The sequence below is a fragment of the Gordonia heveisoli genome, from assembly GCF_030315745.1.
Taxonomy (GTDB): domain Bacteria; phylum Actinomycetota; class Actinomycetes; order Mycobacteriales; family Mycobacteriaceae; genus Gordonia.
The window spans coordinates 73,040-94,453 of sequence record NZ_JASXSH010000017.1 but is presented as its reverse complement, the minus strand read 5'-3'; the positions used below and the strand labels follow the sequence as shown (position 1 = coordinate 94,453).

The following is a 21,414-nucleotide window of genomic DNA, read 5'->3' as shown; positions in this document are numbered from 1 at the left end:
CCGGAGTCGGACACCCGATGAACACGAGTCCCCGGACTCGCATCGAAAATCAATTCGCACGTGGATACCGAAATAGCTGAATTCCATGCAGAAAAGGATGCATTCGGTAGTCCATCGTTGATAGAGAGGTCTCTCGCCAATGACGGAAGCAACGATGGTTGACAACAAACGTCCCTCGGCAGAGGAGATCATCCTCTACGACAAGGATCCCAAGACCAAGATCGCGACCATCACCTTCAACCGTCCCGACCACCTCAACGCACCCACTGCCGACGCCCGGCTTCGCTACTCCGACCTGCTGCACCGCGCGCAGGTCGACGACGACGTGAAGGTCGTCGTGATCCGGGGCGTCGGCTCGAACTTCGGTTCCGGTGCCGACATCCCCGAGGCCATGGAGATGGAGGCCGACCCGACGTCTGCCGGCCGCATCCGTGAACTACGGGTCGACGACGAGTCGGCGATCAACTATCCGCCACGTGAGTCGTATCGCAACGGCGCCTTGATCACCCAGTGGTATGCGAACTCGGCCGGCGGCTGCCGCAGCCTGCAGGACTTCAAGAAGATCAGCATCGTGGAGACCAAGGGCTATTGCTACGGCTGGCACTTCTATCAGGCAGCCGACGCCGACATCGTGATCTCGTCCGACGACACGCTGTTCGGACATCCCGCGTTCCGCTACATCGGTTTCGGTCCGCGGATGTGGACCTGGGCGCAGACGATGGGCATCCGCAAGTTCCAGGAGATGGTCTTCACCGGACGGCCCTTCACCGCGCAGGAGATGTACGACTGCAACTTCGCCAACCGGGTGGTCCCCCGCGACGAGTTGGAGGCGGAGACCGAGAAGTACGCCCTCGCCTGCGCGCGCACCCGTCCCACCGACACCGTGTTCATGCAGAAGATCTTCTTCGAGCTGATGAAGCAGCAGCAGGGCGAGTACATGGGCAGCATGATCACGGCGTTGTTCGAATCACTCGGTGGTACAGCACATCCCGACCCAGAGGACCTCACCCTCGACGAGGAGACGATGGCGGCCGGCATCAACAACGCGGTCAAGAGCAACGACGACGCGTACCCGCCGGACTTCCGGCTCAGCAAATCGGGCCGGCGACGCTCCGAGTAGCCCGGATCCCCAACGTCAGTCTCCCCACTCGTCCCAGCCGGAAGGTCCGCACCGCTGATGTCCACCACGCAAGCCCCCCTGAACGACTACCTCGTCGTCGATCTGACCGGCGGCATCGCCGGCGCATATGCCACCAAGATCCTCGCCGACGGTGGTGCCGAGGTCGTGAAGGTCGAGCCGCCGCAGGGTGATCCGCTCCGCACCTGGTCCGCGTCGAACTCGGTCGAGCCGGGTGCCGACGGCGCACTCTTCAGCTACCTGTCCTGTTCCAAGCGGAGCGTCGTCGTCGACCTCGGTACCGACGCGGACGTCGCCGCCCTCCACACCCTGCTGACCGCGGCGCATGCGGTGATCCACTCCGCCGACTCCCCTTTTGCGGGTACCGCCGCGTACTCCCCCGCGGCCCTGCTGGCCGCCCATCCACACCTGGTGGTCACCGCCCTCACCCCGTTTGGTCTCGACGGACCATGGAGTGACCGTCCCGCAACGGAATTCACCCTGCAGGCCTGGTCCGGAGGCATCATCGGTCTCGGTCGCGGCGCCCCGGACCGCGCACCGGTACACGTCGGCGGGCAGATCGGCGAATGGTTCGCCGGTGCCTATGCCAGCGCGCTCACCCTCGCCGCGCTGCGCAACGCCCGTCGCAGCGGCGTGGGCGAGATCCTCGACATCTCGAAGCTGGAGACCGAGATCCAGGGACTCACCTACCATTCGGTCTCCTTCCTGGAGATGCGCGACCGCCCGTTCCGCTCGGAACGCTCGATCTTCGTCCCCGGTGTCGCGCAGGCCAGTGACGGCATGGTCGCCCTCGGCTGCGCCACCGCACAGCAGTGGTTCGATCTGTGCATCATGGTCGGTCACCCCGAATGGATCGACGAGGATCAGCCACTCGCAATCACCACTCGCGCCTTCGAACTCGCGCCCCAGATCTACGCGTGGATCGCCGAACGCACCGTCGAGGAGGTGTGCGAGGCCGCGACGACGTTCCGGATCCCCAACGCCCCGGTGGGCAACGGTGCCAACCTGACCGGCATGTCTCACTACGACGAGCGCGGCTCCTTCGTGAAGAACCCGGCGCAGGGCTTCAGCCAACCGAATCTGCCCTACCGGATGACGTCCTTCGACCTCACCACGCCCGAACCCGCCCCCGCCCTGGGTGAACACACCGACGACTACCGCAATCGCGCAGCCGCCACGGTCGGCGCGAACATCGGTCGCCACGAGGCATCGCTGCCTTTCGCCGGTATGCGGGTGCTGGACATGACCGCGTTCTGGGCGGGCCCGTCCTGCACCCATATCCTGGCCGCCCTCGGTGCCGAGGTCATCCACCTCGAGTCCACCACCCGGCCCGACGGCACCCGCATGATCGCGGGTGTTCCGATGACCGACGAGTTGTGGTGGGAGAAGTCGCCGATCTTCTCCGGGCTGAACACCAACAAGAAGAGCGTGACGATCAACTTTCAGACCGAACGCGGACAGGAAGTCCTGCGCGAGCTGATCAAGTCCTGTGATGTGCTGGTGGAGAACTACACCCCGCGCGTTCTCGATCAGATCGGTCTCGACTACGAGAGCGTCAAGCAGCTTCGCCCCGACATCATCATGGTGCGGATGCCCGGCTTCGGCCTGGACGGACCGTGGCGGGACAAGGCCGCCTTCGCCTACGTGATCGAGGACGCCTCCGGAATCACCACGCTGACCGGCCATCCGGATCAGAACCCCGTCGAACCGTATTCGATCGGAGACCCGAACGCCGGAATCCACGCGCTCAACGGTTTACTGATCGCGCTGGCCCACCGGGACCGTACCGGCGAGGGCACCCTGGTCGAGGCGGCGATGGTCGATGCTGCCCTCAACGTCGCCGCCGAGCAGGTCATCGAATACTCCGCCTACGGGCGCCTGCTCAGCCGGGACGGCAATCGCGGCCCGGCTGCGGCGCCGCAGAACCTGTATCAGGCGGCCGGCATCGACGAGTTCGGTCGCGACGACAACTGGGTGGCCATCGCTGTCGCCACCGATGACCAGTGGCGACAGCTGGTCGAGGCCATCGGGTCGCCCGAGTGGGCCACCGAGCCCGATCTTTCCACCGCGGAAGGCCGACGCCGCGCCCATGACCGCATCGACGCCGAGCTGGCCAACTGGACCCGTGAACTGGACAGCGACAAGATCGTCGAGATCCTCTGGGCTGCCGGAGTTCCGGTCGCCAAGGTGATGCAGCCGCACCGTCAGACCGAGATTCCGCAGCTGCAGGCCCGCGGCTTCTTCACGCAGGTCGACCACCCGGTCAACGGCGTGGCCTCGCACAGCACCCTGCCGGTGGTCTTCTCATCGCAGCCCGACCTCACCTTCGGCCCGGCTCCGCTGTTGGGACAGCACAACACGGAGGTGCTGGCCGGTATCGGCCTGGATCCCGCCCAGATCGAACAGCTCGAGAACGACAAGATCATCGGCCAGGCGTTGGCCTTCTAGCGCCGCCACACATTCCCCAATCCGCTGATTGACGAAAGGCCTCTCATGAAACCCACTGTCGGCAAATCCCTGTTCTCCACCATCGACACCACCTCCGTGGTCGTCATTCGTTGGGGCGATGGGGATCTCGAACTGACCTGCGGCGGGGCCGCGATGAGTGACACCGCACCGGAATCGGCGGGCGAGGCCCCGCGCACCGGGGGAGCGACCCAGCTCGGTAAGCGTTACACCACCGCTGACGGAACCGTCGAACTGCTTTGCACCAAACCCGGTGCGGGCTCCCTCGCGGTGAACGGTGTCGAACTCGGCATCAAGACCGCCACCCCACTTCCTGCATCGGACTAGGCCATGAGCATCGGATCCCTCATCGATACCGCGGCGGCGTTCGACGACCGCCTCCCCCAGCCGCACGGCGGCAGTCTCGCCGGCGCGGTCGATGCGCTGCACAACGGACGTCTGGTCGTGCTCTGCGACGAACTGGGTGCGAGCCCGCGTTTCGATCTGGTCGCCGCGGCCGACCGGATCACGGTGGCGCAGACGGCTTTTCTGGTGCGACATACCTCCGGTTTCCTCCAGGTCGCCATGCGTGATGTGCGATGCGATCGCCTGCAGATCCCGCCGGTCGCACCCGGCGCGGACCGTCTGGGTTCACAGCAGTGCGTCGGCGTCGACGCGAGTACGGGTATCGGCACCGGGATCTCGGCGGCCGATCGCACCACGACCATCAACGCTCTCGGTCGCCCGCAGTCGGTGGCGGGCGACTTCACCCGACCCGGGCATGTCGTGCCGGTCCGCGTCGCAGCCTGCCCGCCGCGCGGTGACAGTGCCGCGCTGGCCCTGGAGCTGGCCGAACTGAGTGGGTCCTACGCCGCGGTCTTCGCCACCCTCGTAGGTGTCGCCGACGCCGCGGTCGGACTTCCCGACCGTCGGCAGGCAGGCGAATTCGCCGCGCGTCACGGACTCGGGCTCATCGACAACACTCTGATGACTCACCTGCGCTCGGTCTGAAGCCTCGACGACGCGAACCTCGACGACGCAGACGACCCCAGAACCGAACACTCCAGAACCGAATACCCCGACCCCCAGCCCATCTGGGCCGATCTCACTTGGACGGTGCATCATGACCACTCTGCTTTCCAATGACACCGACATGTCGGTAGCGACCACCAGTCTGCCGTTGTCGATGGTCGAACGGATGACGCTGATCATGGAGGCTTTCGACCGGCCGCTGGCGCGCCTCACCCTCGACGAGGTCACCCAGCACACCGGGTTGCCCCGGTCGACCGCCCATCGGATCCTCGACCAGCTCGTCGGATGTCGTTGGCTCGTCCATTCCAAGACCCACTACAGCCTTGGCAGCCGGGCACTCACGCTCGGCGGTCGTGAACTGGCCCAACAGGAATTGCGCACCGCCGCAGCTGGGGTGCTGCCCACGCTGGCGCTGCGTGCGGGAACCTATGCGCACCTGTCCAGCCTCGCCGGTTCCGACCTGTACTACCTGGACATGTTCGCCGGGCGCACCGGCCATCGGGTGCCCGCCCAGGCCGGCGGTCGGGCTCCGGCCCAGTGCACAGCGGCAGGCAAGGCGATCCTGGCGGCCATGACCCCCGAGTACGTGGACAATCAGTTCGCCGGTACTCACTTTGTGGCCCGCACCGAACGCAGCATCCGCGATATCGACACCCTGCACGGGGAACTCGCCCGCATCCGCGGACGCAATGGCGTCGCCGTCGAACGCGGCGAATGTATCCCCGGCCTCGCCTGCGTCGCCGCGGCGATCCGCAACGCCGACGGTCCGCTCGCCGCGATCTCGGTGGTCACCCGCACCGACAGCCCGTTGGAACCGCTGGTGCCGCTCGTCCTGCGGGCCGCACGAGCCGTCTCCGACAAGCTCATTCGTGGTACCGATATGTGGTGAGCCCGGCCCGCGCCACTCGCCCGCATTCCATCCACCCCGTTCCGATCCAACGTAGGGCCACCGATTACCCGCTGTATCAACCGAATACCGGTCCCCCGACCGACTACCGGCACCGAGAAACCCGGCTGCGGAACACCCCGCAGCCGGGTTCTTCGTCTGCACTGTTACTGGACAACCTTCGGCTCGGTGGCCTTGCCGTCCTGCATGGTGGTGACGATCATCCCCTTGCCGCACACGGCTTTCAGCTGCGGCTGTGCCTGCTGATTGCAGCTGAAGGTCAGTCCGTCGCCTGCGGGTAGCGGAACATTCTTCGCCGAGGTGATGGCCGCGCGAATCGACTCCGCGGTGATATCGGTCCCGTTGATGCCGGCGACCGCCCGCACGAATCCGAGCATGCTCTGGTAGCCGGTCACGGCGTAACCCTGGGTATCGGTACCGGGCGCGTACTTCTGCATGATCGCCAGGTACAGCTGGGTTTCGGGAGAATCCGACACCGTGTCGGCGGTGCTGAACACGCGTGTGCCGTTCATCGACGCACCGACAGCCTTCTCCACCAGCGGATTCGCACACGACTGCGGGGTCATCTTGACGATACTCGGGGCCTGAGTGCCGAGCGCCTTGAAGATGGAGGTGCACAGTGTGGTGTCACCGATGACGATCGCGCCGTCGGTGCCGCCGGTGAGTCCGGACGTCACCTGCGGGGTCACCTCCGGGGTACCCGGGGGGATGCGCACAATCTTGAACTCGATGTTCGCGGCCGCGAAAGCCGGTTCGGCCACGCGTTGCAGACCAGCGATGCCCGCGGGCACGTCGATCGTGTACGCGGTCACCTTCTTGAGACCCTGTTCGGCCGCATATTTGGCCATGTAGGCGTAGGCCATCGAGCCGCCGGACCAGATGTAGGCATTGTCCGAGGTGAGTTCCGGGCCGCTGCCGATCACCGAGGCGTAGTTGATCCCGGCACCGGTGATGATCGGGGCCAGCACGGTACTCACCGCGCTCGCGGTCACCACGACGGCCGGCACCTTCGCCTCGACCATCTGCTGTGCACAACTGCGTGCCGACGCCGGATCCTCGTGGTTCTTGCAGATCACGAGTTCGATCGGACGTCCACCGATACCGCCGAGGTTCTCGTTCGCATAGGCCACTACGGCCTGGGCGGCCTCGCGGTTCTCCGGCTGGGAGATCGCCGGGCCGTCTTCGGGGTTGATCAGACCGATCTTCACCGTGTCACCGGCGGCGGCCTTGCCGGGGAATGACCCAGGGGGCGCTTGCACGGTGGTCGACGCGGTGTCGGTGGTGTCGTCGTCGGAGCTACATCCGGCCAGCGCGGTGGTGGCGACCACGGCGAGGGAGGCGGAGAGAGCGAAGGCGGCCCGTAGGCCCTTGATTTTCATCTGGCGTACTTCCTTGCTGTCAAAGGGTGTTGGGGGACACCCATTTCCATCACCGCTGGGCGGACTGCACAGCGGGTTGGTTCTGAACACGCGGCCGGGGTCGTCCGTCGGCGTCACCGGTACACACCGGGAGGCCGACCGGCCCCGACCCCCGGCCGCGCACGACTGGTTTCAGTCGAGGGAGATCCCGTCGAGTGTGCCTGCGGCACGCCACTTCTCCAGGATCTCGAAGAAGGCCACCGGCCCACCGCCATAGCCCGCGGACAGCAGGCTGTCGGGGTTCTCGGTGTCACCTTCGGAGTCGAGGTAACTCGGTGTGCAGTCGACGAAGAACTGCTTGCCCATCACCGTGCTGTCCCGCATGGTCTGAACCCACTCGTTCTCGGCCAGTTCATCGGCTTCGACCAGGGTCGCGTCCTTGGCCGCCCATTCCCCCAGGATGTAGGCGACGTGGCGTGCACGTTCGTCGGCGGAATGCACATAATTGTGCGAGATACCGGTCTGTGTGTAGCCCAGGAAGAAGCAGTTCGGGAAGTCGTGGGACTGCAACCCGTGCACCGTCCGCGGCCCCTTCGACCACTTCTCACTGAGCTTGAGTCCGTCGCGGCCGACGATCTCGAATCCCGTCCGCCGGGTGTAGCTGGTACCCACCTCGAAGCCGGTGGCAAAGATCAGTGCATCGACCTTGTACTCGGTGTCGCCGACGACGACACCGTCGCGGGTCAGACGGTCGATACCGCGACCGTCGGTGTCGACCAACTTCACGTTGTCGTTGTTGAAGGTCGGCAGATAGGTGTCGTGGAAGCTCAGTCGCTTACACATCCGCTTGTACCAGGGTTTGAGGGCGTGCGCCGTCTCCGGATCGGTCACGATCGACGCGATCCGGTCCCGCACCTCCTCCATCGACTTGTAGTCCTCTTCGAAGAGGAAGTCGCCAATCTCCTCCATCGTCATGGGACCGCCGCGCCGTTCCATCTCTTTCATGATGGCGGGTGCGGTCAGCTCGATCGACACCTTCGTCCACCCGTCGTCGACGAGATCGGTGTCCGCGCCGACACCGGCCGTCATCCGGGTGAAGTTCTCGGTGCGTTCACGCTGCCAGCCGGGTTGCAGCGAGGACGCCCACTCGGGATCGGTGAGCCGGTCGTTGCGTGCATCGACCGCGGCCGGTGTCCGCTGGAACACGTACAGTTGACCCGCGGTCTTGCCCAGATGCGGAACACACTGCAGTGCAGTCGCGCCGGTGCCGACGATGCCGACCTTCTTGTCCCCGAGCTTGTCCAGTTCGGTGGTTTCCGACCCGCCGGTGTAGTCGTAATCCCACCGGCTGGTGTGGAAGGTGTGACCTTCGAACTCGTTGATTCCCGGGATGCCGGGCAGCTTGGGACGGCTCAGCGGACCGGGTGACACGAGCACGATCTGGGCGGTGATCCGGTCACCGCGGTCGGTACTCACCGTCCAGTTGCGTGCCTGGTCATCCCACACCATGCCGGTCACCGCGGTTTGCAGCAGCGAATTCCGGTACAGGTCATAGTGTTCGGCGATACGGACACAATGCTGACGAATCTCGGGGCCGAAGGAGTACTTGCGTTCAGGCAGGTAGCCGAGTTCCTCGAGGAGCGGCAGATAGATATACGACTCGATGTCGCACTGGGCGCCCGGATACCGATTCCAGTACCAGGTGCCACCGACGTCACCGGCCTTGTCGACCAGGCGGATATCGTCGAAACCCGCTTCGCGCAGGCGAACCGCGGCCAGCAGGCTACCCAGCCCGGCACCGATCACCAGAACCTGCACCTCGTCGTCGACCGGCTCACGTTCGACGTAGTCGGTGTACGGGTCGTCGGCGTAGTGCGAGAACTCGGCGGTCACCTCGATGAACTGTTCCACCGCGTCGCCGCGCATCCGCTTGGCGCGCTCGTGGGCGTACTTGGCCCGAACCCATTCTGGGTCATAGGTGTCCGGTTGGGGTCCCGGGTCGGTCTCGGCGAGGGTCATCTGGGTACTCACTTCTCTGTCGTATCGGTGGTATGTCGGGGCGCGCCGGCCGCGCCGGTAATCGTTGGATTTGCCTCGTTTACGGCGATGCCCGGGGACTCCGCGGAGATCCCCGGGCATCTACCGGTCAGACGAAACGCTCTCGCAGTGGCCGGGTGTCGGACTTGCCGCGGTAGATGCCGCGGTCGACCAGGCGCGGCACCACCTCGGCGACGAACTCGCGGATGTCGATGACACCGGTCGGGAACATCAGGTTGAAACCGCCGACCGTTCCGTCGGAATGCCATGCAGCCAGGTCGTCGACGAAGTCGTCGTACGTGCCGATGAACTTGCGGTGCTGGGCGCCGCCGCGGGCCAGCGACTGCGCAGTCACCTCACGGACGGTCACCCCCGGGCGTTCGCTGATCCACGTGTAGAGGCCGACGTAGTTGCCATAGGTGCTCTTGATGGTGTCCTTGACCGACTCCGGCGTCGGAATCTGATCCAGGGGGAAGGGATCGTCGATGCTGTCGAAAGTGAACTCCAGTCCGAATTGGACCAGGGCGAACGGCGCGTACAGCTCGTAGGGCACGTTCTCGTCGAGCAGGCGGACCTTTTCCTCGGCCGCCTCCTTGGTCGCACCCAGGTAGGGCACCAGGCCCGGGATCGCCGGTACCGAACCGGCCGCGCGGCCGCGTTCGATCAGAGCGGCATCGAGCTGCTTGCGGTAGTCCGCCGCCTGTTCACGCGTGTTTGCGTTGGTGAACACCATCTCGGCGTGTTTGGCCGCGACCCGGATACCCGGACCCGACCCACCGGCCTGGGCGATCAGCGGACGGCCCTGCGGGCTGGGCGCCACGTTCAGCGGACCGAGAACCTGGAAGTTGTCGCCGCGATGATTGATCTGCTCGGCGTAGAAGCGGCGGATACCGTCGGCGTCATCGCGGATCTCCCGCTTCTCCCACAGCGCGGTGCACACGTCGAGGAACTCGTCGCATCGCCGATAACGGGTCTCTCGGTCGAGGTGCTGCTCCAGGCTGTAGTTCTGTGCCCATTCGTCACTGACACTCGTGACGGCGTTGAATCCGGCCCGGCCATCGGAGATCTGGTCGATCGACGCCAACAGCCGCGCGAGATTGTAGGGATCGTAGAAGGACGTCGACGCGGTGGCGATCAGACCCAGGCTGGTGGTCTCGCGGGCCAGCGCGGCGAAGGCCGTGATGGGCTCGGGCGGTCCGCCGTCGGGTGCGGGCGAACCCGCGGTGCCGGCGATGTCACCGAGGAACATCGCGGTGAAGTAGCCTTCCTCGGCGAGCTTGCCCATCTCCGAGATCGGCTCGTAGGCATTGGCGGTCCGGTCCGGGCCACCGCCGTGGTCGCGTTCGAAGGCCAGCGCACCCTGATGGTGATTTATCTCATTGCCGACCAGATTCAAGTGTAGGTAGCGTTCGGTTGACATCTGCTCTCCGTCTTCGACATTCGCCAGATCGAGCTTCGAATTGAACTTGGCGAGCCCGGCCCGCAAGTCTTTCCACAGACTAGGAGCGGTGGCTGCACCGGTCAGCACACGTCCCGCTGGATGAGACCCGCCCAGATCCACCCGGAGTCACCAAAAGTGCAGAGTGACAACAGATTCAGAACTTCATTCGCATATATGGGCCAACCGGCACGACGAACAGACGACCCCGTCCGACACGGGAGGTCGGACGGGGTCGTCTGGTGGAGATCGGGTACCGCGCGCCTAGGCCTGTCCGACCGGCTGCGGCTGGCCGATGAGCGGCGTCAGCGACGACACCGAATCGGTCGACGAAGACATCGAACCATCCTGTGAGACATCGAGTTCCTGGCCAAACCAGGTCATGCCGTCGGGGTTGGTCGGCGTCCAGCCCAGGGCATTCCAGTCCGGGTCGAAGATGTGGTAGTTGCCCGAGTACAGCTCGATCCGGTGCCCGGAACCCGGCTCCTCCAGATACAGGTACATCGCCTGGCCGATCCCATGTTTGCCTGGTCCGCAATGGAAGTGGACGTCGTGATCGCGCAAGGTGTCGGCGGCCACGATGAGGTCGCTGTGGTTCTCCAGGTTGAACGCGACGTGATGCAGCTGGGCGTTCTGGTTGGTCAGACTCATGGCGATGGCCAGGTCGTGAACCTGCGAGGTGACCGAGGTCCACGATGCGATGAGGAAGTCGTTCTCGGGTACGTATACGTATTCGCGACGTTTGAAGCCGAGTGCCTCGCGCAACCAACCTTCGGCCTTGCCGACATTGTCCGGCGCGGTCTGGATGTTGTAGTGGTCGATACGCCGCACACCGAGACCGCGGCGACGCGACGAGTTGCTCAGCAGCTTCGACGAGATCTCTTCCGGCGCCTGCGGTGCGTCGATGTCGTAGTACAGCTCGAACGAGTGGCCGGCGTGCGGCACGACGAAGCGGATCGCGGTGCCGCGGCCCGCCTGCTGCCCGGCAGGCAGTTCGACGACCTCCACCTCCTGCGCGAGCAACTCGTTGTAGAACAGCTCGACGTCCTCGGGACGCTTGACCCGGAAGCTGTAGGAGTCGACGATCGGGGTCTCACTCGCGAACAGCACCAGCGAGTGGTGCTTCATCTCCTGGTAGCCACGCAGGTAGACGGTGTCACCGACCCGTTCGACCTCCTCCATACCCAAGGTGTCACGGAAGAACGTCAACGAGGTCTCGAGTTTCGGGGTGCCCAGTGCGATCGCTCCGCACTGCGCGATCTCGGGCCGGCGGGCCACAGATTCGGTCATGGGTTCCTTCTTCCTACGCGTTCGACTACACGTCTGAAGGCCGAGCCTAAGGTCGCCGACCACGGCGCATAACCGACGATCTCGCTGACCGGAACCGGTTCGACACCTCGCGCCACGGCAACAAATCGCCTGTCCCGCAATCCCGGTCACCGGAATCACCCGGCCTTCGCCCGGACCTCGCTGACCACACTGAGGGGACCCCAAGCCGCAGGATGTCACCTGCGGTGACCCACTCCCAGTTGTCATCTGGGTGATCGTCACCAGCGTGATCGTGTTCCGTGTGATCGCTGGATCAGCGTCGAAGGAGATCAGCCATGGTCCTCGAAAAGCCATCCCCCGTCGTTCCGGTGGCGGACCGTTCCTACCTCTACAAGTTCCAGCGCCTGTCGGCGTGGTCGGGCTTCCTCGTCATGGCCGTCGTCGGCGTGTGCTTCTTCATGCTCTCGAAGGTGCAGCCGCCCATCGATCCGGAGTGGACGGCCGAGCATGTGAAGGAATGGATGGTCGACAACCGGACCGGCATTCTGTGGACGACGGTCATCTGCTCCTTCATCATTCCGCTGGAGTACTTCTTCGTCGTCACCACGAGCTGGCAGATGCGACGTATCGAGGGCTGCTGGGGCTTCCTCAGCATGAATCAGGCGTTCATGGGTGTGGTCGCGCCGATCGGTTTCATGTACCCGATGTTCATCATCTCGGCGGCGGCCTACCGGGCGGAGGAGCGTTCGGCCGAGATCTTGCAGCTGTTCACCGACCTGTTCTACTTCTCCTATGTCGGCTTCGCATTCATCTTCTCGGTGCAGTGCGTCGTCCTGGGCATCGCGGTCCTCATCGACAAGCGCAGCAAGCCGGTGTTCCCGCGCTGGTATGCCTACCTGAACTTCATTCTCGCGGTGGTGTTGGCCCCGGGCGCATTCGTCTTCGTCTTCACGTCCGGACCGCTGGCCTGGAACGGCCTGTTCGCCTTCTGGATTCCGTGTCTGGCCTACACCGTGTGGAAGGTGGCGACCCCGCTGCTTCTACTCAAGGCCGTCGACTCCGAGGTCGAGGAGGCGAAGGAAGGTCCGATACCGGTCGTCGTCTGACGTCACACCATCGCCTGATTGCATTCGGTTACAACGCAAACCGATCGATGCCCTCCACTTCGGTGGAGGGCATCGTCATGTGCATGGTGGACATGCCCGCCGCTGTGCCTCGCGAGACCTCGATCGGCGACGGCCCACTCATCGCATCGCTACCCACCGAACACGACGCCGGCCACGATCATGAGTGATCGTGGCCGGCGTTGTGGGGTGTGTGGGCCCCGGACCGCGGCTACTCGCCGGCGATGTCCTTGACCGCCTGGTATGCGAAGGCCAGTGTCGATCCGATGGGCGTACCCGCGCCCGGATAGACGCCGCCGGACATGGCGGCCATCGTGTTTCCGGTCGCGTAGAGACCGTCGATCGGCGACCCGTCGGCCCGTAGAACCCGCGCATCGGCATCGGTCTTGAGACCGCCCTTGGTACCGATGTCCGAGAGCAGAATGGTGGCGGCGTAATACGGCCCCTCACCGATGGAGGTGATCAGCGGGTTCGGCCCCTCCGCCTCGATCGGCACCACGAAGTTCTGCTCCGGAAGCGCCGGATAGCCGACGATGAATCCGAACATGCCGTCCCAGGCGCTCTCACCCCGGTGGTACTCCTCGTCCACACCACCCTCGACGTACTCGTTGAAGGTCTTGACCGACGACAGGAGCGCATCGACGGGCACCCCGATGACGTCCGCGAGCTCTTCGAGGGTGTCGGCCTTCTTGAGCGCACCCGAGGTGAACCACTCATCGGCGATCGGGGTTTCCGGACTCTTACCACCGAAACCGTCCCGCGACAGGGTCTTCTGATCGAACACCCAGTACGACGGTGCGTGGGACCCCGTCTCGTCGCGCTCACCGTCGCGGATCGCATGACCGGCCTGATCGTAGGGCCGGACCTCGTTCACGAATCGGTTGCCCTTGCTGTTGACCCAGATTCCACCGCGCACCCCGGTCTGGAACAAGGGCTTTCCATCCGGCTGTACGAGACCCGGGACGTACCAGGCCTCGTCGAGAAGGTCGGTGTCCGCACCCGCCGCGATGCCGGCCAGCAGAGCATCACCGGTGTTCGCATCGGCGCCGTCGGACCAGTCCGCGGTTCCTGGCAACGTGCCGTACTTCTGCCGGAGTTCGGCGTTGCGCTCGAAGCCACCCGCAGCCAGGAGCACACCGCGCGTGGCACGCAGTCGGACCTGTTCGCCTCCGCTGACCGCGTCCACGCCCACGACTCGCCCGTTCTCCAGGACGAGATCGCTCAGGGCTGTGCCCAGCCGCAGTTCACCGTTTCCGGTCTCCTCGAACGCGAGGAGAGCCCGAGCGATCAGTGCGCGCCCGCCGACGAAGATCTCATCCTCGGTGTGGCCGTACCGTTCGGTGTAGATCGACTTGCGCACGATGGTCGCCTGATCGCCGACCTCGGCGACCGGGATGGGCGCCGGAAAGATGGTGCGCCCGTGTGCTGTTGCGCCGTCGAGTAAGTGATAGTAGTCCGGCACCGGCTGGTGTTCGAAGGTGCCGAAGCGCGGGTTGCGTTCGAGTTCATCGATCAGCTCGACCCCGGCGGCCAGGTAGGCATCCTGCAGTTCGGCGCGCGATTCATCGTTCACCGCGGCGCGCAGATAGCCTCGCGCCACCTCGAAGTCGGTCTCGGGAACGCCCGCACGTTTCGTCGGTGCCGTTCCCGGAAACCATAGGCCGGCCCCAGAATACGATGTCGTGCCACCGATCTGATCACTCTTCTCGATGATGAGCGTCCTCAGCCCGCGAGCGGCGGCGGCATAGGCCCCGATCATTCCACCGCCGCCGGACCCCACCACGATGACGTCGTAGGTCTCGTCTTTGTCAGCCATGTCTTCCTCCTTGGTTCTTGCTCTTGGTTCTCAACTCGGTTGTTGACGAATCGGTTCGAGCGGGAACACCGGCGACAGATGACGCCCAGTTGCCGCTTCGCCATGGTCGGCCGCTTCACAGCAGGACATAGGCCCCCGCGAGCACCAGCCACATCCCCAGGCAGTACAGCTCGAAGACCAGCCTCAACTGTCGTGGGGCGGTGCGTAATTCCATGAAGTCGAGGCCCACCAGCCGCACCTTGTAGGCGGCCAGGGCCAGCACGATCACCGCAGCCGCGGTGCCGCCGTGGGTCTCGATGCTGATGATCGGGATCACCACCGCCAGGATCACCAGCACTACCCAGGTCCACACCCAGCGTTGCGCTCGAATCGCTCTCGTCACCATCGAATCACGCCACCAGATAGACGAGAGGGAACAGCATCATCCACAGCAGATCGACCAGATGCCAGTAGCAGGATGCGCCTTCGTAGAACACCGCACCCGATCCCGCACAGGGGATCCGAGCCCGGGCGCGCGTCGCCACGACTCCGAGCAGCGGCATACCGATGACGACATGCGACAGATGCACGCCGGTCAGGATGAACAGCCACATGAAGTACGGATTCGACTCCGGCCCTTGGCCATCGGCGATGAGATGGGTGTACTCGACACCCTTGAACGCGGCGAACACCACAGCACAGACGACCGCGCCGAGGTAGGCACGGCACGCGGTCGCATAGGCGGCCACCCGTACCGCCCGCAAGCCGATCACCACCAGGGCCGAGCTGATCAGCAGCACCATCGTGTTCGTCAGCCCGATGGCGAGTCCCACCGATTCCCGTGACGCGGCGAAGAGTTCCGGGTCCTTCGCCCGCTCGTTGAGGAAGGCGACGAACATGACCGCGAAGATGAACATGTCACCGAGCAGGAAGACCCACAGTCCCTCTTCTCCCGGAATGCGTTTGACGGTTTCCCCGGCGACCTCCGGCCGATCGGCCACCGTCTCACTCACCGATACCGCCGATCCGGCGGACGCCGTCGAACTCGGGAACGGTGTACATGAACCCTCCTCCGCTCGATGGGACCGCCGGCAGCGACAGCACCGGGTGCGACGACCCGGACCATGGCTGTCGAGCGATCCCAGTGTGACCGCCCACACGCCCGCGCGATCGACGCTTTCCACTCAGCGAGACCCGCTCGGCCCACCGCCGCACGCCAGGCCCGCGGCTAGCATCTGGTCAGATAGTTTAACAAGTGCTATAAGTATGAGAACTGAGCAAGCGGGCTTCGAGGAGGTAGCGCGGTGTCCGAGAATCCGTTTTCCGTACGCGTCGACGTGCCGGTGAGCATGGTCGAACGCGTGGTCCTGATCCTCGACGTGTTCGCCCGTTCGTCCGGCAGGCTGACGCTGGGGCAGATCACCACACGCAGCCGGCTCCCACGGTCGTCCGTGCACCGCATCCTGCAGCAACTCGTCGACGCCCGCTGGGTCCAGCGCCACGACAACGAGTACAGCCTCGGCCTGCGCATGTTCGAGATCGGCAGCCAGGTGGTCGCACGCACCCGCCTCACCGAGGCGGCAAAGCCGTCGCTACACGATCTCAGCAGGATCACCGGCCAGACGGTCCATCTGGCGGTACTCGATCGCCACGATGTCGTGTATCTGGAGAAGATCTGTGGCGACTCGGGAAACACACTGCCCTCCCGGATCGGCGGACGGCTACCCGCACACCGCACGGGTGTCGGAAAAGTGCTGCTGGCCCACGCCCGACATCAGGTGACCGAGGACTATCTGGCCCACGGACTGTCCCGGCAGACACGCGCAGGCACCCACGATCCGGCCCGCCTTCAGGCCTCGCTCGCCACGATTCGCGATCTCGGCTACGCCACCGAGATCGGCGAGGCGGCACCGGGGATCGGTTGTGTCGCAGCGGCGATCTTCGAACACGACGACGCCGTTGCTGCCGTCTCCATCTGCGGCCCGCAGCAGCTGGTCCAGACGACGGAGATGAAGCTGCAGGTGATCCGGGCGGCGGCGGATATCTCGCGGCGCATCGTCTCCCGGGCGATGGCTCCACGCTTTCGGCCGGCCGCCCTGGCCGGTGCCGCACGGTCTGCTCGCTGATGGCGGTCCGCGGTGGTCAGGAGCCCGCCTGTCCGAGTCCCCCAATCCGAGTCCCCCAATCCGAGTCCCCCAATCCGAGTCCCCCAATCCGAGTCCCGCTGTCCGGGACTGTTTGCAGACGCTGTCACAGCGCGGCACATACCGTCGGGCCAGGCAGGCGGACAGCGATCCCCCGGTCGTCCCGACACTCGCCGGTGCGACTGGCCAACCGGCGACGCTGACCCACTCAGACGAGCGAAAGGCCGAGCATGGCAACAGAGTTGGCGTTCGACGATACCGTCGTCCGGAAGAGTGTCGACGGGCTTGATTTCCAGTATCACGAGGCCGGATCCGGTCCGGCGCTGATCATGCTGCACGGTTCCGGCCCGGGCGTCAGCGCCTGGTCGAACTTCCGCCACAACATCGGCTTCTTCGCCGAACACTTCCGGGTCGTCATGCCCGACCTTCCCGGCTTCGGCGGTACCGCGCTACCCGAGCTCAAGGAGGTGTACACGCTGGCGGCCGCCCGCTGGATCATCCGTCTCCTCGACGAATTGGAGATCGAATCGGCGGTCTTCATCGGCAACTCGATGGGCGGCGCCGTCGCCGCTGAGATCGCCACCCATTACCCCGAACGCATCGAACGGATGGCGATCATGGGATCGGGCGGGCTGTCACGCAGCCTGTTCCAGACCGAGCCGAGCGAAGGCTTCCAGCGCCTGTTCGCCTTTCTGCAGGATCCCACCCGTGAACGCATGGTCGAATGGATCAACACCATGGTCTTCGACAAGTCGCTGGTAACCGACGAACTCGTCGACGAACGCATGGCCAACGCGACCGCGGACGGCGTCCTCGACAGCACCCGCGCCATCTTCGGAGCGATGTTCAACCCCACCCTCCAGGCCACCTACACGCCGCTGTGGACGCATCCCGACACCGTCACCACCCCCACCCTGATGCTCTGGGGGCGTGAGGATCGGATGCTGCCCTACGACCAGGCCCACTTCGCCAACCGGTGGCTGCCCAACGTCGAGTTGCACACCTTCTCCGGATGCGGGCACTGGATTCAGGTCGAACGCAAGCAGCGTTTCGAACGCGTCACCCTGGAGTTCCTGACGCGTACCGACGACTGACCGGCATCCCCGATCATCCGACGCACCACCACGGCTTCCCACTCATCGGAATGCCCCCGCCGCCCGATCGGGCGACCGAACAAGATCGACGACATCTCCCCTCACCGGCGGGAGCTGCACAACAGGAAGAAAGTCAGAGGTACGACCGCATGGTGCACGAAGTAGTCAAGCGCATCGAGGAGCTGAGCCCCGAGCTGGCCGGCCTCGCCGAGGAGAACGAACGACTGGGCAAGCTCAGCGACAAGACAGCCGACCTGATGCGTCAGACCGGCGTCATCCGCATGCTGCAGCCCACCGATTTCGGTGGTTACGCCGCCCATCCCCGCGACTTCGCCGAAGCCGTGATGGCGTTGGCCGCCAGCGACCCCGCCGCCGGCTGGGTGTCCGGCGTCGTCGGCGTCCATCCGTGGGAATTGGCGCAGATGGATCGTCGTCTACAGCAGGAGATCTGGGGCGAGGACCCCGACACCTGGGTAGCCTCCCCGTATATGCCCAACGGCGTCGCCGACCCGAATGGCAACGGCGAGTTCGTCCTCAGCGGGCGATGGCCGTTCTCGTCGGGTTCCGACCACTGCCAGTGGGACTTCCTCGGGGCGCTCAAGGGTGACGGCAAGGGCGCGCCGCTCATGCCGCCGCAGGTCCTGCACGTCGTACTGCCGCGCAAGGACTACACCCTGATCGACGACTCCTGGGATGTCGTCGGCCTCAGCGGCACCGGCAGCAAGGATGTCGTCGTCGACAAGGCTGTCATCCCCGAGTACCGCACGGTCACCCAGGAGGCGATCTCCGAGGGCACCGCGGCCGCCGCCTCCGGACGGGACGAGGCACTGTACAAGCTCTCCTTCGGCGTGATGTTCCCGCTGGGCATCACCTCGGCGGTCATCGGCATCTGCGAAGGCGCTCTGGCCCACCACATCGCGTTGCAGAAGGATCGCGTAGCCGTCACCGGCGTCCAGGTGCGCGACGATCCGTACGTGCTGCATGCCGCGGGTGAGGCCGCATCGGAGATCGAGGCCAGCCGTATCCAACTCATCGACGGCATCAGCCGGCTGCACGACATCATCGAGGACGGCGGCACCCCGACCATCGAGCAGCGTTCCAATCAGCGTCGCAACCAGGTTCGATGTGCGTGGCGCGCGGTGTCGGCACTCGATGAGATCTTCGCCCGCTCGGGTGGTCTCGCCATCCGTAAGAGCAGCCCGCTGCAACGCTACTGGCGCGACGCCCACGTCGGTCTCCAGCACATGATTCACGTCGACGGCGTCGCCTATCACTCGAATGCGCTGCACAAGATGGGCCTGGAGACTCCGCCCGGAATGCTCGTCACCATCTGAGACACGGTTCGCCAACCGACTCCGGCACTGCTCACCCGAACAGGACAGAAGATGAACGAACCCGACACCGTCGCGGAATTCGAGGCCCGATACCTCCGCGACGTCCTGGGCAACTTTCCCACCAGCGTGGTCGCGGTGACCACGACCATGGGCGACGAACCGGTGGGCATGGTGGTCGGGTCGTTCACCTCTGTCTCGCTCGATCCTCCCCTTGTGTCCTTCTTGGTCGACCGATCGTCCTCGACACTGCCCAGAATCCTCGAAGCCGGGCGCTTCTGCGCGAATGCTCTTGCCTCCGACCAGGAGTGGCTGTGCCGACAGATGTCGAAGAAGGGCGCCGCACGATTCGAGGGAGTTGCCTGGGAAATGTCTCGGCACCAGAATCCGATCCTCGAAGGTGTCGTGGCATGGGTCGACTGCGCCATCGACAAGACCGTCGAACTCGGCGATCACTTCCTGGTCGTCGGGCGGATCGGCGACCTGAATGTGGCTTCGGTGAAGCGGCCGCTACTGTTCTTCCGCGGCGGCTACGGCGACTACACCTCGACGGCCCAGCTACTGCTGGACAGCCACCTGGGCCGGTAGTGCGGATTCGGTAGGCTACACACAACTCAGATCCACTGATACACAAGCAGATCGGCCCGGCGAGACGGAATGTCTCGCCGGGCCGATCTGCTTGCGCTTCCCGATCCCGGGTGCGGAAATCGGAACGTCGTCGGGTTGCTCAGCTTCCGGTCCAGCGCGGTGCGCGTTTCTCGGCGAAGGCGGCCGGGCCTTCCTTGGCGTCCTGCGACGCGAAGACCGGGTCGGTGTAGGCGGTCTGACGATCGAACGCCTCCGAGTCTGTCCACGTGCGCGATTCCCGCACGACGGCTTTACTCGCCCGCACCGCGAGTGGTGCATTCTTGGCGATCGTGAGAGCCAGTTCACGCGCCGCCGACAGCGCCTGCCCCTCGGGCACCACTCGGTTGGCCAAGCCGTGGTGAGCGGCCTGCGCCGCAGTCATCGGCTCGCCGGTCATCAGCAGTTCCAAGGCGAGTGCCCGAGGCAGGACCTGCGGGGTCCGGAAGATGCCGCCGGCCCGTGCGATGAGCCCGCGCTTCACCTCGGGCAGGCCGAATCTCGCAGTTTCGGCGGCGACCAGCAGATCGGCCGCGAGCACCATCTCGAAGCCACCACCGAGCGCCCAGCCCTCGACCGCGGCGATCAGCGGTTTAGCCGGCGGCGCCTGCACCAGACCACCGAATCCGCGACCATCGACCACCGGGCGCTCACCGAGCTGGAATCGCTTGAGATCCATACCCGCGCAGAACGTCCCGCCGGCACCGGTGATGATCCCGACGGCCAGATCCGGATCCGCGTCGAGCCGGTCGATGGCTGCGGCGATCGCCTCCGACGCACTCTTGGTCATCGCGTTGCGCTGTTGCGGCCGGTTGATCGAGATGACCAGCACCCCGTCGGACGCCTCGACGATGACCTCGTCGACCGGCTCGGTCATCGCGGTGCCATCCGAATCGAACCGTCGAGACGAATGGTCTCGCCGTTGACGTAGGCATTCTGCAGAAGGGTCAGCGCCATGCCTGCGTAGTCCTCCGGCAATCCGAGTCGTTTGGGGAAGGGCACCGAGGCAGCTAATCCCTCGCGGATGTCGGTACGCAGCCGGGCGAGCATCGGCGTGTCGAAGGTGCCCGGGGCGATCGTGTTGACGCGGATCCCGACACTCGCCAGATCGCGGGCCGCGACCAGGGTGATGCCGTGCACCGCAGCCTTGGACGCGGTGTAGGAGGTCTGCCCGATCTGGCCGTCGAAGGCCGCGACCGAGGCGGTCAGCACAATGGCTCCGCGTTCGGTGTCCACGGGATCGTTCGTGGCGATCCGGGCGGCAGCGTGACGCAGCACGTTGTAGGTGCCGATCAGGTTGATCTCCAGCACGTCACGGAAACTCTGCAAGTCGGCCGGATTCCCGGCCTTGTCGAGAATGCGTAGTCGGTCGCCGCCGCGACCCGCGCAGTGCACCGCTCCCCGCAACGGGCCGTGCGAGGCCGTCGCATCCAGCGCTTCGACGATGCTGTCCTCGTCGGCCACGTCGATCGGCGCGAAGACCGCCGCCGAGCCCAGGCTTTCGGCCGTGGCCTTGCCGTCCGAGGACGGCAGGTCGGCGATCACCACGCGCCCGCCGGCGGCGACGATCGCGGTTGCGGTCGCCGCGCCGAGCCCGCTGGCCCCGCCGGTGACCAGGAATGTGTTGTCCGCTATCTGCATCCGAGCGGGTCTCCTTCACCCGTTGGTCCGGGGTCGG

The 21,414-nt window shown here is 65.3% G+C and carries 20 protein-coding genes; 11 read left to right on the top strand and 9 right to left on the bottom strand.

What is annotated here, in order from left to right:
- The first annotated feature begins 154 nt into the window (after window positions 1-154).
- The 5 genes from QSJ18_RS15265 to QSJ18_RS15245 all read left to right on the top strand — a co-directional run bounded on the left by QSJ18_RS15265 (window position 155) and on the right by QSJ18_RS15245 (window position 5,504).
- Window positions 155-1,120: an enoyl-CoA hydratase/isomerase family protein gene (locus QSJ18_RS15265; RefSeq protein ID WP_286327416.1), complete on the top strand. Its 966-nt coding sequence runs from the start codon at window positions 155-157 to the stop codon at window positions 1,118-1,120.
- A 57-nt stretch (window positions 1,121-1,177) separates the two neighbouring features.
- Window positions 1,178-3,586 carry a CaiB/BaiF CoA transferase family protein gene (locus tag QSJ18_RS15260; RefSeq protein ID WP_286327415.1) on the top strand — a complete coding sequence of 803 codons (2,409 nt, stop codon included), beginning with the start codon at window positions 1,178-1,180 and terminating at the stop codon, window positions 3,584-3,586.
- 45 nt (window positions 3,587-3,631) lie between these two features.
- On the top strand, window positions 3,632-3,931 hold the full coding sequence (locus QSJ18_RS15255) for a hypothetical protein (RefSeq protein ID WP_286327414.1): 300 nt from the start codon (window positions 3,632-3,634) through the stop codon (window positions 3,929-3,931).
- A 3-nt stretch (window positions 3,932-3,934) separates the two neighbouring features.
- On the top strand, window positions 3,935-4,594 hold the full coding sequence (locus tag QSJ18_RS15250) for a 3,4-dihydroxy-2-butanone-4-phosphate synthase (protein ID WP_286327413.1): 660 nt from the start codon (window positions 3,935-3,937) through the stop codon (window positions 4,592-4,594).
- A gap of 112 nt (window positions 4,595-4,706) precedes the next feature.
- Window positions 4,707-5,504, top strand: coding sequence for an IclR family transcriptional regulator (locus tag QSJ18_RS15245; RefSeq protein WP_286327412.1), 798 nt, complete (start codon window positions 4,707-4,709; stop codon window positions 5,502-5,504).
- A 164-nt stretch (window positions 5,505-5,668) separates the two neighbouring features.
- On the opposite strand, the gene QSJ18_RS15240 is transcribed toward QSJ18_RS15245, so the two are convergent.
- The 4 genes from QSJ18_RS15240 to QSJ18_RS15225 form a co-directional block, all read right to left on the bottom strand.
- Complete coding sequence (locus tag QSJ18_RS15240; protein WP_286327411.1) at window positions 5,669-6,901, bottom strand: ABC transporter substrate-binding protein; 1,233 nt, start codon at window positions 6,899-6,901, stop codon at window positions 5,669-5,671.
- A gap of 171 nt (window positions 6,902-7,072) precedes the next feature.
- Window positions 7,073-8,899 (bottom strand): flavin-containing monooxygenase, encoded by a 1,827-nt coding sequence (locus tag QSJ18_RS15235; RefSeq protein ID WP_286327429.1) that lies wholly within the window; start codon window positions 8,897-8,899, stop codon window positions 7,073-7,075.
- Window positions 8,900-9,026: 127 nt separating this feature from the next.
- The gene (locus QSJ18_RS15230; protein ID WP_286327410.1) at window positions 9,027-10,337 is read right to left on the bottom strand and encodes an NtaA/DmoA family FMN-dependent monooxygenase; all 1,311 of its coding nucleotides are present in this window, start codon (window positions 10,335-10,337) and stop codon (window positions 9,027-9,029) included.
- 282 nt (window positions 10,338-10,619) lie between these two features.
- The gene (locus tag QSJ18_RS15225) at window positions 10,620-11,645 is read right to left on the bottom strand and encodes a VOC family protein (RefSeq protein ID WP_286327409.1); all 1,026 of its coding nucleotides are present in this window, start codon (window positions 11,643-11,645) and stop codon (window positions 10,620-10,622) included.
- A 314-nt stretch (window positions 11,646-11,959) separates the two neighbouring features.
- On the opposite strand from QSJ18_RS15225, the gene QSJ18_RS15220 reads away from it, so the two are divergent.
- Together QSJ18_RS15220 and QSJ18_RS15215 are read left to right on the top strand one after the other, a co-directional pair.
- The gene (locus QSJ18_RS15220; RefSeq protein WP_286327408.1) at window positions 11,960-12,730 is read left to right on the top strand and encodes a hypothetical protein; all 771 of its coding nucleotides are present in this window, start codon (window positions 11,960-11,962) and stop codon (window positions 12,728-12,730) included.
- A gap of 47 nt (window positions 12,731-12,777) precedes the next feature.
- The gene (locus tag QSJ18_RS15215; protein ID WP_286327407.1) at window positions 12,778-12,918 is read left to right on the top strand and encodes a hypothetical protein; all 141 of its coding nucleotides are present in this window, start codon (window positions 12,778-12,780) and stop codon (window positions 12,916-12,918) included.
- A gap of 41 nt (window positions 12,919-12,959) precedes the next feature.
- Here the strand turns inward: QSJ18_RS15215 and QSJ18_RS15210 are convergent, their stop codons facing one another.
- The 3 genes from QSJ18_RS15210 to QSJ18_RS15200 form a co-directional block, all read right to left on the bottom strand.
- The gene (locus QSJ18_RS15210; RefSeq protein ID WP_286327406.1) at window positions 12,960-14,564 is read right to left on the bottom strand and encodes an FAD-dependent oxidoreductase; all 1,605 of its coding nucleotides are present in this window, start codon (window positions 14,562-14,564) and stop codon (window positions 12,960-12,962) included.
- A 115-nt stretch (window positions 14,565-14,679) separates the two neighbouring features.
- Entirely contained in the window at window positions 14,680-14,949 is a 270-nt protein-coding gene (locus QSJ18_RS15205; RefSeq protein ID WP_286327405.1) for a cytochrome C oxidase subunit IV family protein, read from the bottom strand.
- Between the two features lie 4 nt (window positions 14,950-14,953).
- A complete protein-coding gene (locus QSJ18_RS15200; RefSeq protein WP_286327404.1) occupies window positions 14,954-15,556 on the bottom strand; it encodes a cytochrome c oxidase subunit 3 in 603 nt (200 codons plus the stop codon).
- A 291-nt stretch (window positions 15,557-15,847) separates the two neighbouring features.
- Between QSJ18_RS15200 and QSJ18_RS15195 the strand changes: the two genes are divergently transcribed.
- From QSJ18_RS15195 to QSJ18_RS15180, 4 genes are all read left to right on the top strand, one after another.
- Complete coding sequence (locus QSJ18_RS15195) at window positions 15,848-16,669, top strand: IclR family transcriptional regulator (protein WP_286327403.1); 822 nt, start codon at window positions 15,848-15,850, stop codon at window positions 16,667-16,669.
- Between the two features lie 248 nt (window positions 16,670-16,917).
- Window positions 16,918-17,781 (top strand): alpha/beta fold hydrolase, encoded by an 864-nt coding sequence (locus QSJ18_RS15190; RefSeq protein WP_286327401.1) that lies wholly within the window; start codon window positions 16,918-16,920, stop codon window positions 17,779-17,781.
- A 149-nt stretch (window positions 17,782-17,930) separates the two neighbouring features.
- Window positions 17,931-19,115 (top strand): acyl-CoA dehydrogenase family protein, encoded by a 1,185-nt coding sequence (locus tag QSJ18_RS15185; RefSeq protein WP_286327400.1) that lies wholly within the window; start codon window positions 17,931-17,933, stop codon window positions 19,113-19,115.
- A 51-nt stretch (window positions 19,116-19,166) separates the two neighbouring features.
- The gene (locus QSJ18_RS15180) at window positions 19,167-19,700 is read left to right on the top strand and encodes a flavin reductase family protein (RefSeq protein ID WP_286327399.1); all 534 of its coding nucleotides are present in this window, start codon (window positions 19,167-19,169) and stop codon (window positions 19,698-19,700) included.
- 139 nt (window positions 19,701-19,839) lie between these two features.
- Here QSJ18_RS15180 and QSJ18_RS15175 read toward each other — a convergent pair whose 3' ends face one another.
- Both QSJ18_RS15175 and QSJ18_RS15170 read right to left on the bottom strand, forming a co-directional pair.
- Complete coding sequence (locus QSJ18_RS15175; protein ID WP_286327398.1) at window positions 19,840-20,613, bottom strand: crotonase/enoyl-CoA hydratase family protein; 774 nt, start codon at window positions 20,611-20,613, stop codon at window positions 19,840-19,842.
- A complete protein-coding gene (locus tag QSJ18_RS15170) occupies window positions 20,610-21,377 on the bottom strand; it encodes an SDR family oxidoreductase (RefSeq protein WP_286327396.1) in 768 nt (255 codons plus the stop codon). The genes QSJ18_RS15175 and QSJ18_RS15170 overlap by 4 nt, the downstream gene beginning before the upstream one ends.
- Window positions 21,378-21,414 lie beyond the last annotated feature (37 nt).

Excerpts from the sequence above, each read along its gene's own strand:
- QSJ18_RS15265 (WP_286327416.1), top strand. The coding sequence starts at position 155 with ATGGTTGACAACAAACGTCCCTCGGCAGAGGAGATCATCCTCTACGAC.
- QSJ18_RS15260 (WP_286327415.1), top strand. The coding sequence starts at position 1,178 with ATGTCCACCACGCAAGCCCCCCTGAACGACTACCTCGTCGTCGATCTG.
- QSJ18_RS15255 (WP_286327414.1), top strand. The coding sequence starts at position 3,632 with ATGAAACCCACTGTCGGCAAATCCCTGTTCTCCACCATCGACACCACC.
- QSJ18_RS15250 (WP_286327413.1), top strand. The coding sequence starts at position 3,935 with ATGAGCATCGGATCCCTCATCGATACCGCGGCGGCGTTCGACGACCGC.
- QSJ18_RS15245 (WP_286327412.1), top strand. The coding sequence starts at position 4,707 with ATGACCACTCTGCTTTCCAATGACACCGACATGTCGGTAGCGACCACC.
- QSJ18_RS15240 (WP_286327411.1), bottom strand. The coding sequence starts at position 6,901 with ATGAAAATCAAGGGCCTACGGGCCGCCTTCGCTCTCTCCGCCTCCCTC.
- QSJ18_RS15235 (WP_286327429.1), bottom strand. The coding sequence starts at position 8,899 with ATGACCCTCGCCGAGACCGACCCGGGACCCCAACCGGACACCTATGAC.
- QSJ18_RS15230 (WP_286327410.1), bottom strand. The coding sequence starts at position 10,337 with ATGTCAACCGAACGCTACCTACACTTGAATCTGGTCGGCAATGAGATA.
- QSJ18_RS15225 (WP_286327409.1), bottom strand. The coding sequence starts at position 11,645 with ATGACCGAATCTGTGGCCCGCCGGCCCGAGATCGCGCAGTGCGGAGCG.
- QSJ18_RS15220 (WP_286327408.1), top strand. The coding sequence starts at position 11,960 with ATGGTCCTCGAAAAGCCATCCCCCGTCGTTCCGGTGGCGGACCGTTCC.
- QSJ18_RS15215 (WP_286327407.1), top strand. The coding sequence starts at position 12,778 with ATGCCCTCCACTTCGGTGGAGGGCATCGTCATGTGCATGGTGGACATG.
- QSJ18_RS15210 (WP_286327406.1), bottom strand. The coding sequence starts at position 14,564 with ATGGCTGACAAAGACGAGACCTACGACGTCATCGTGGTGGGGTCCGGC.
- QSJ18_RS15205 (WP_286327405.1), bottom strand. The coding sequence starts at position 14,949 with ATGGTGACGAGAGCGATTCGAGCGCAACGCTGGGTGTGGACCTGGGTA.
- QSJ18_RS15190 (WP_286327401.1), top strand. The coding sequence starts at position 16,918 with ATGGCAACAGAGTTGGCGTTCGACGATACCGTCGTCCGGAAGAGTGTC.
- QSJ18_RS15185 (WP_286327400.1), top strand. The coding sequence starts at position 17,931 with ATGGTGCACGAAGTAGTCAAGCGCATCGAGGAGCTGAGCCCCGAGCTG.
- QSJ18_RS15180 (WP_286327399.1), top strand. The coding sequence starts at position 19,167 with ATGAACGAACCCGACACCGTCGCGGAATTCGAGGCCCGATACCTCCGC.
- QSJ18_RS15175 (WP_286327398.1), bottom strand. The coding sequence starts at position 20,613 with ATGACCGAGCCGGTCGACGAGGTCATCGTCGAGGCGTCCGACGGGGTG.
- QSJ18_RS15170 (WP_286327396.1), bottom strand. The coding sequence starts at position 21,377 with ATGCAGATAGCGGACAACACATTCCTGGTCACCGGCGGGGCCAGCGGG.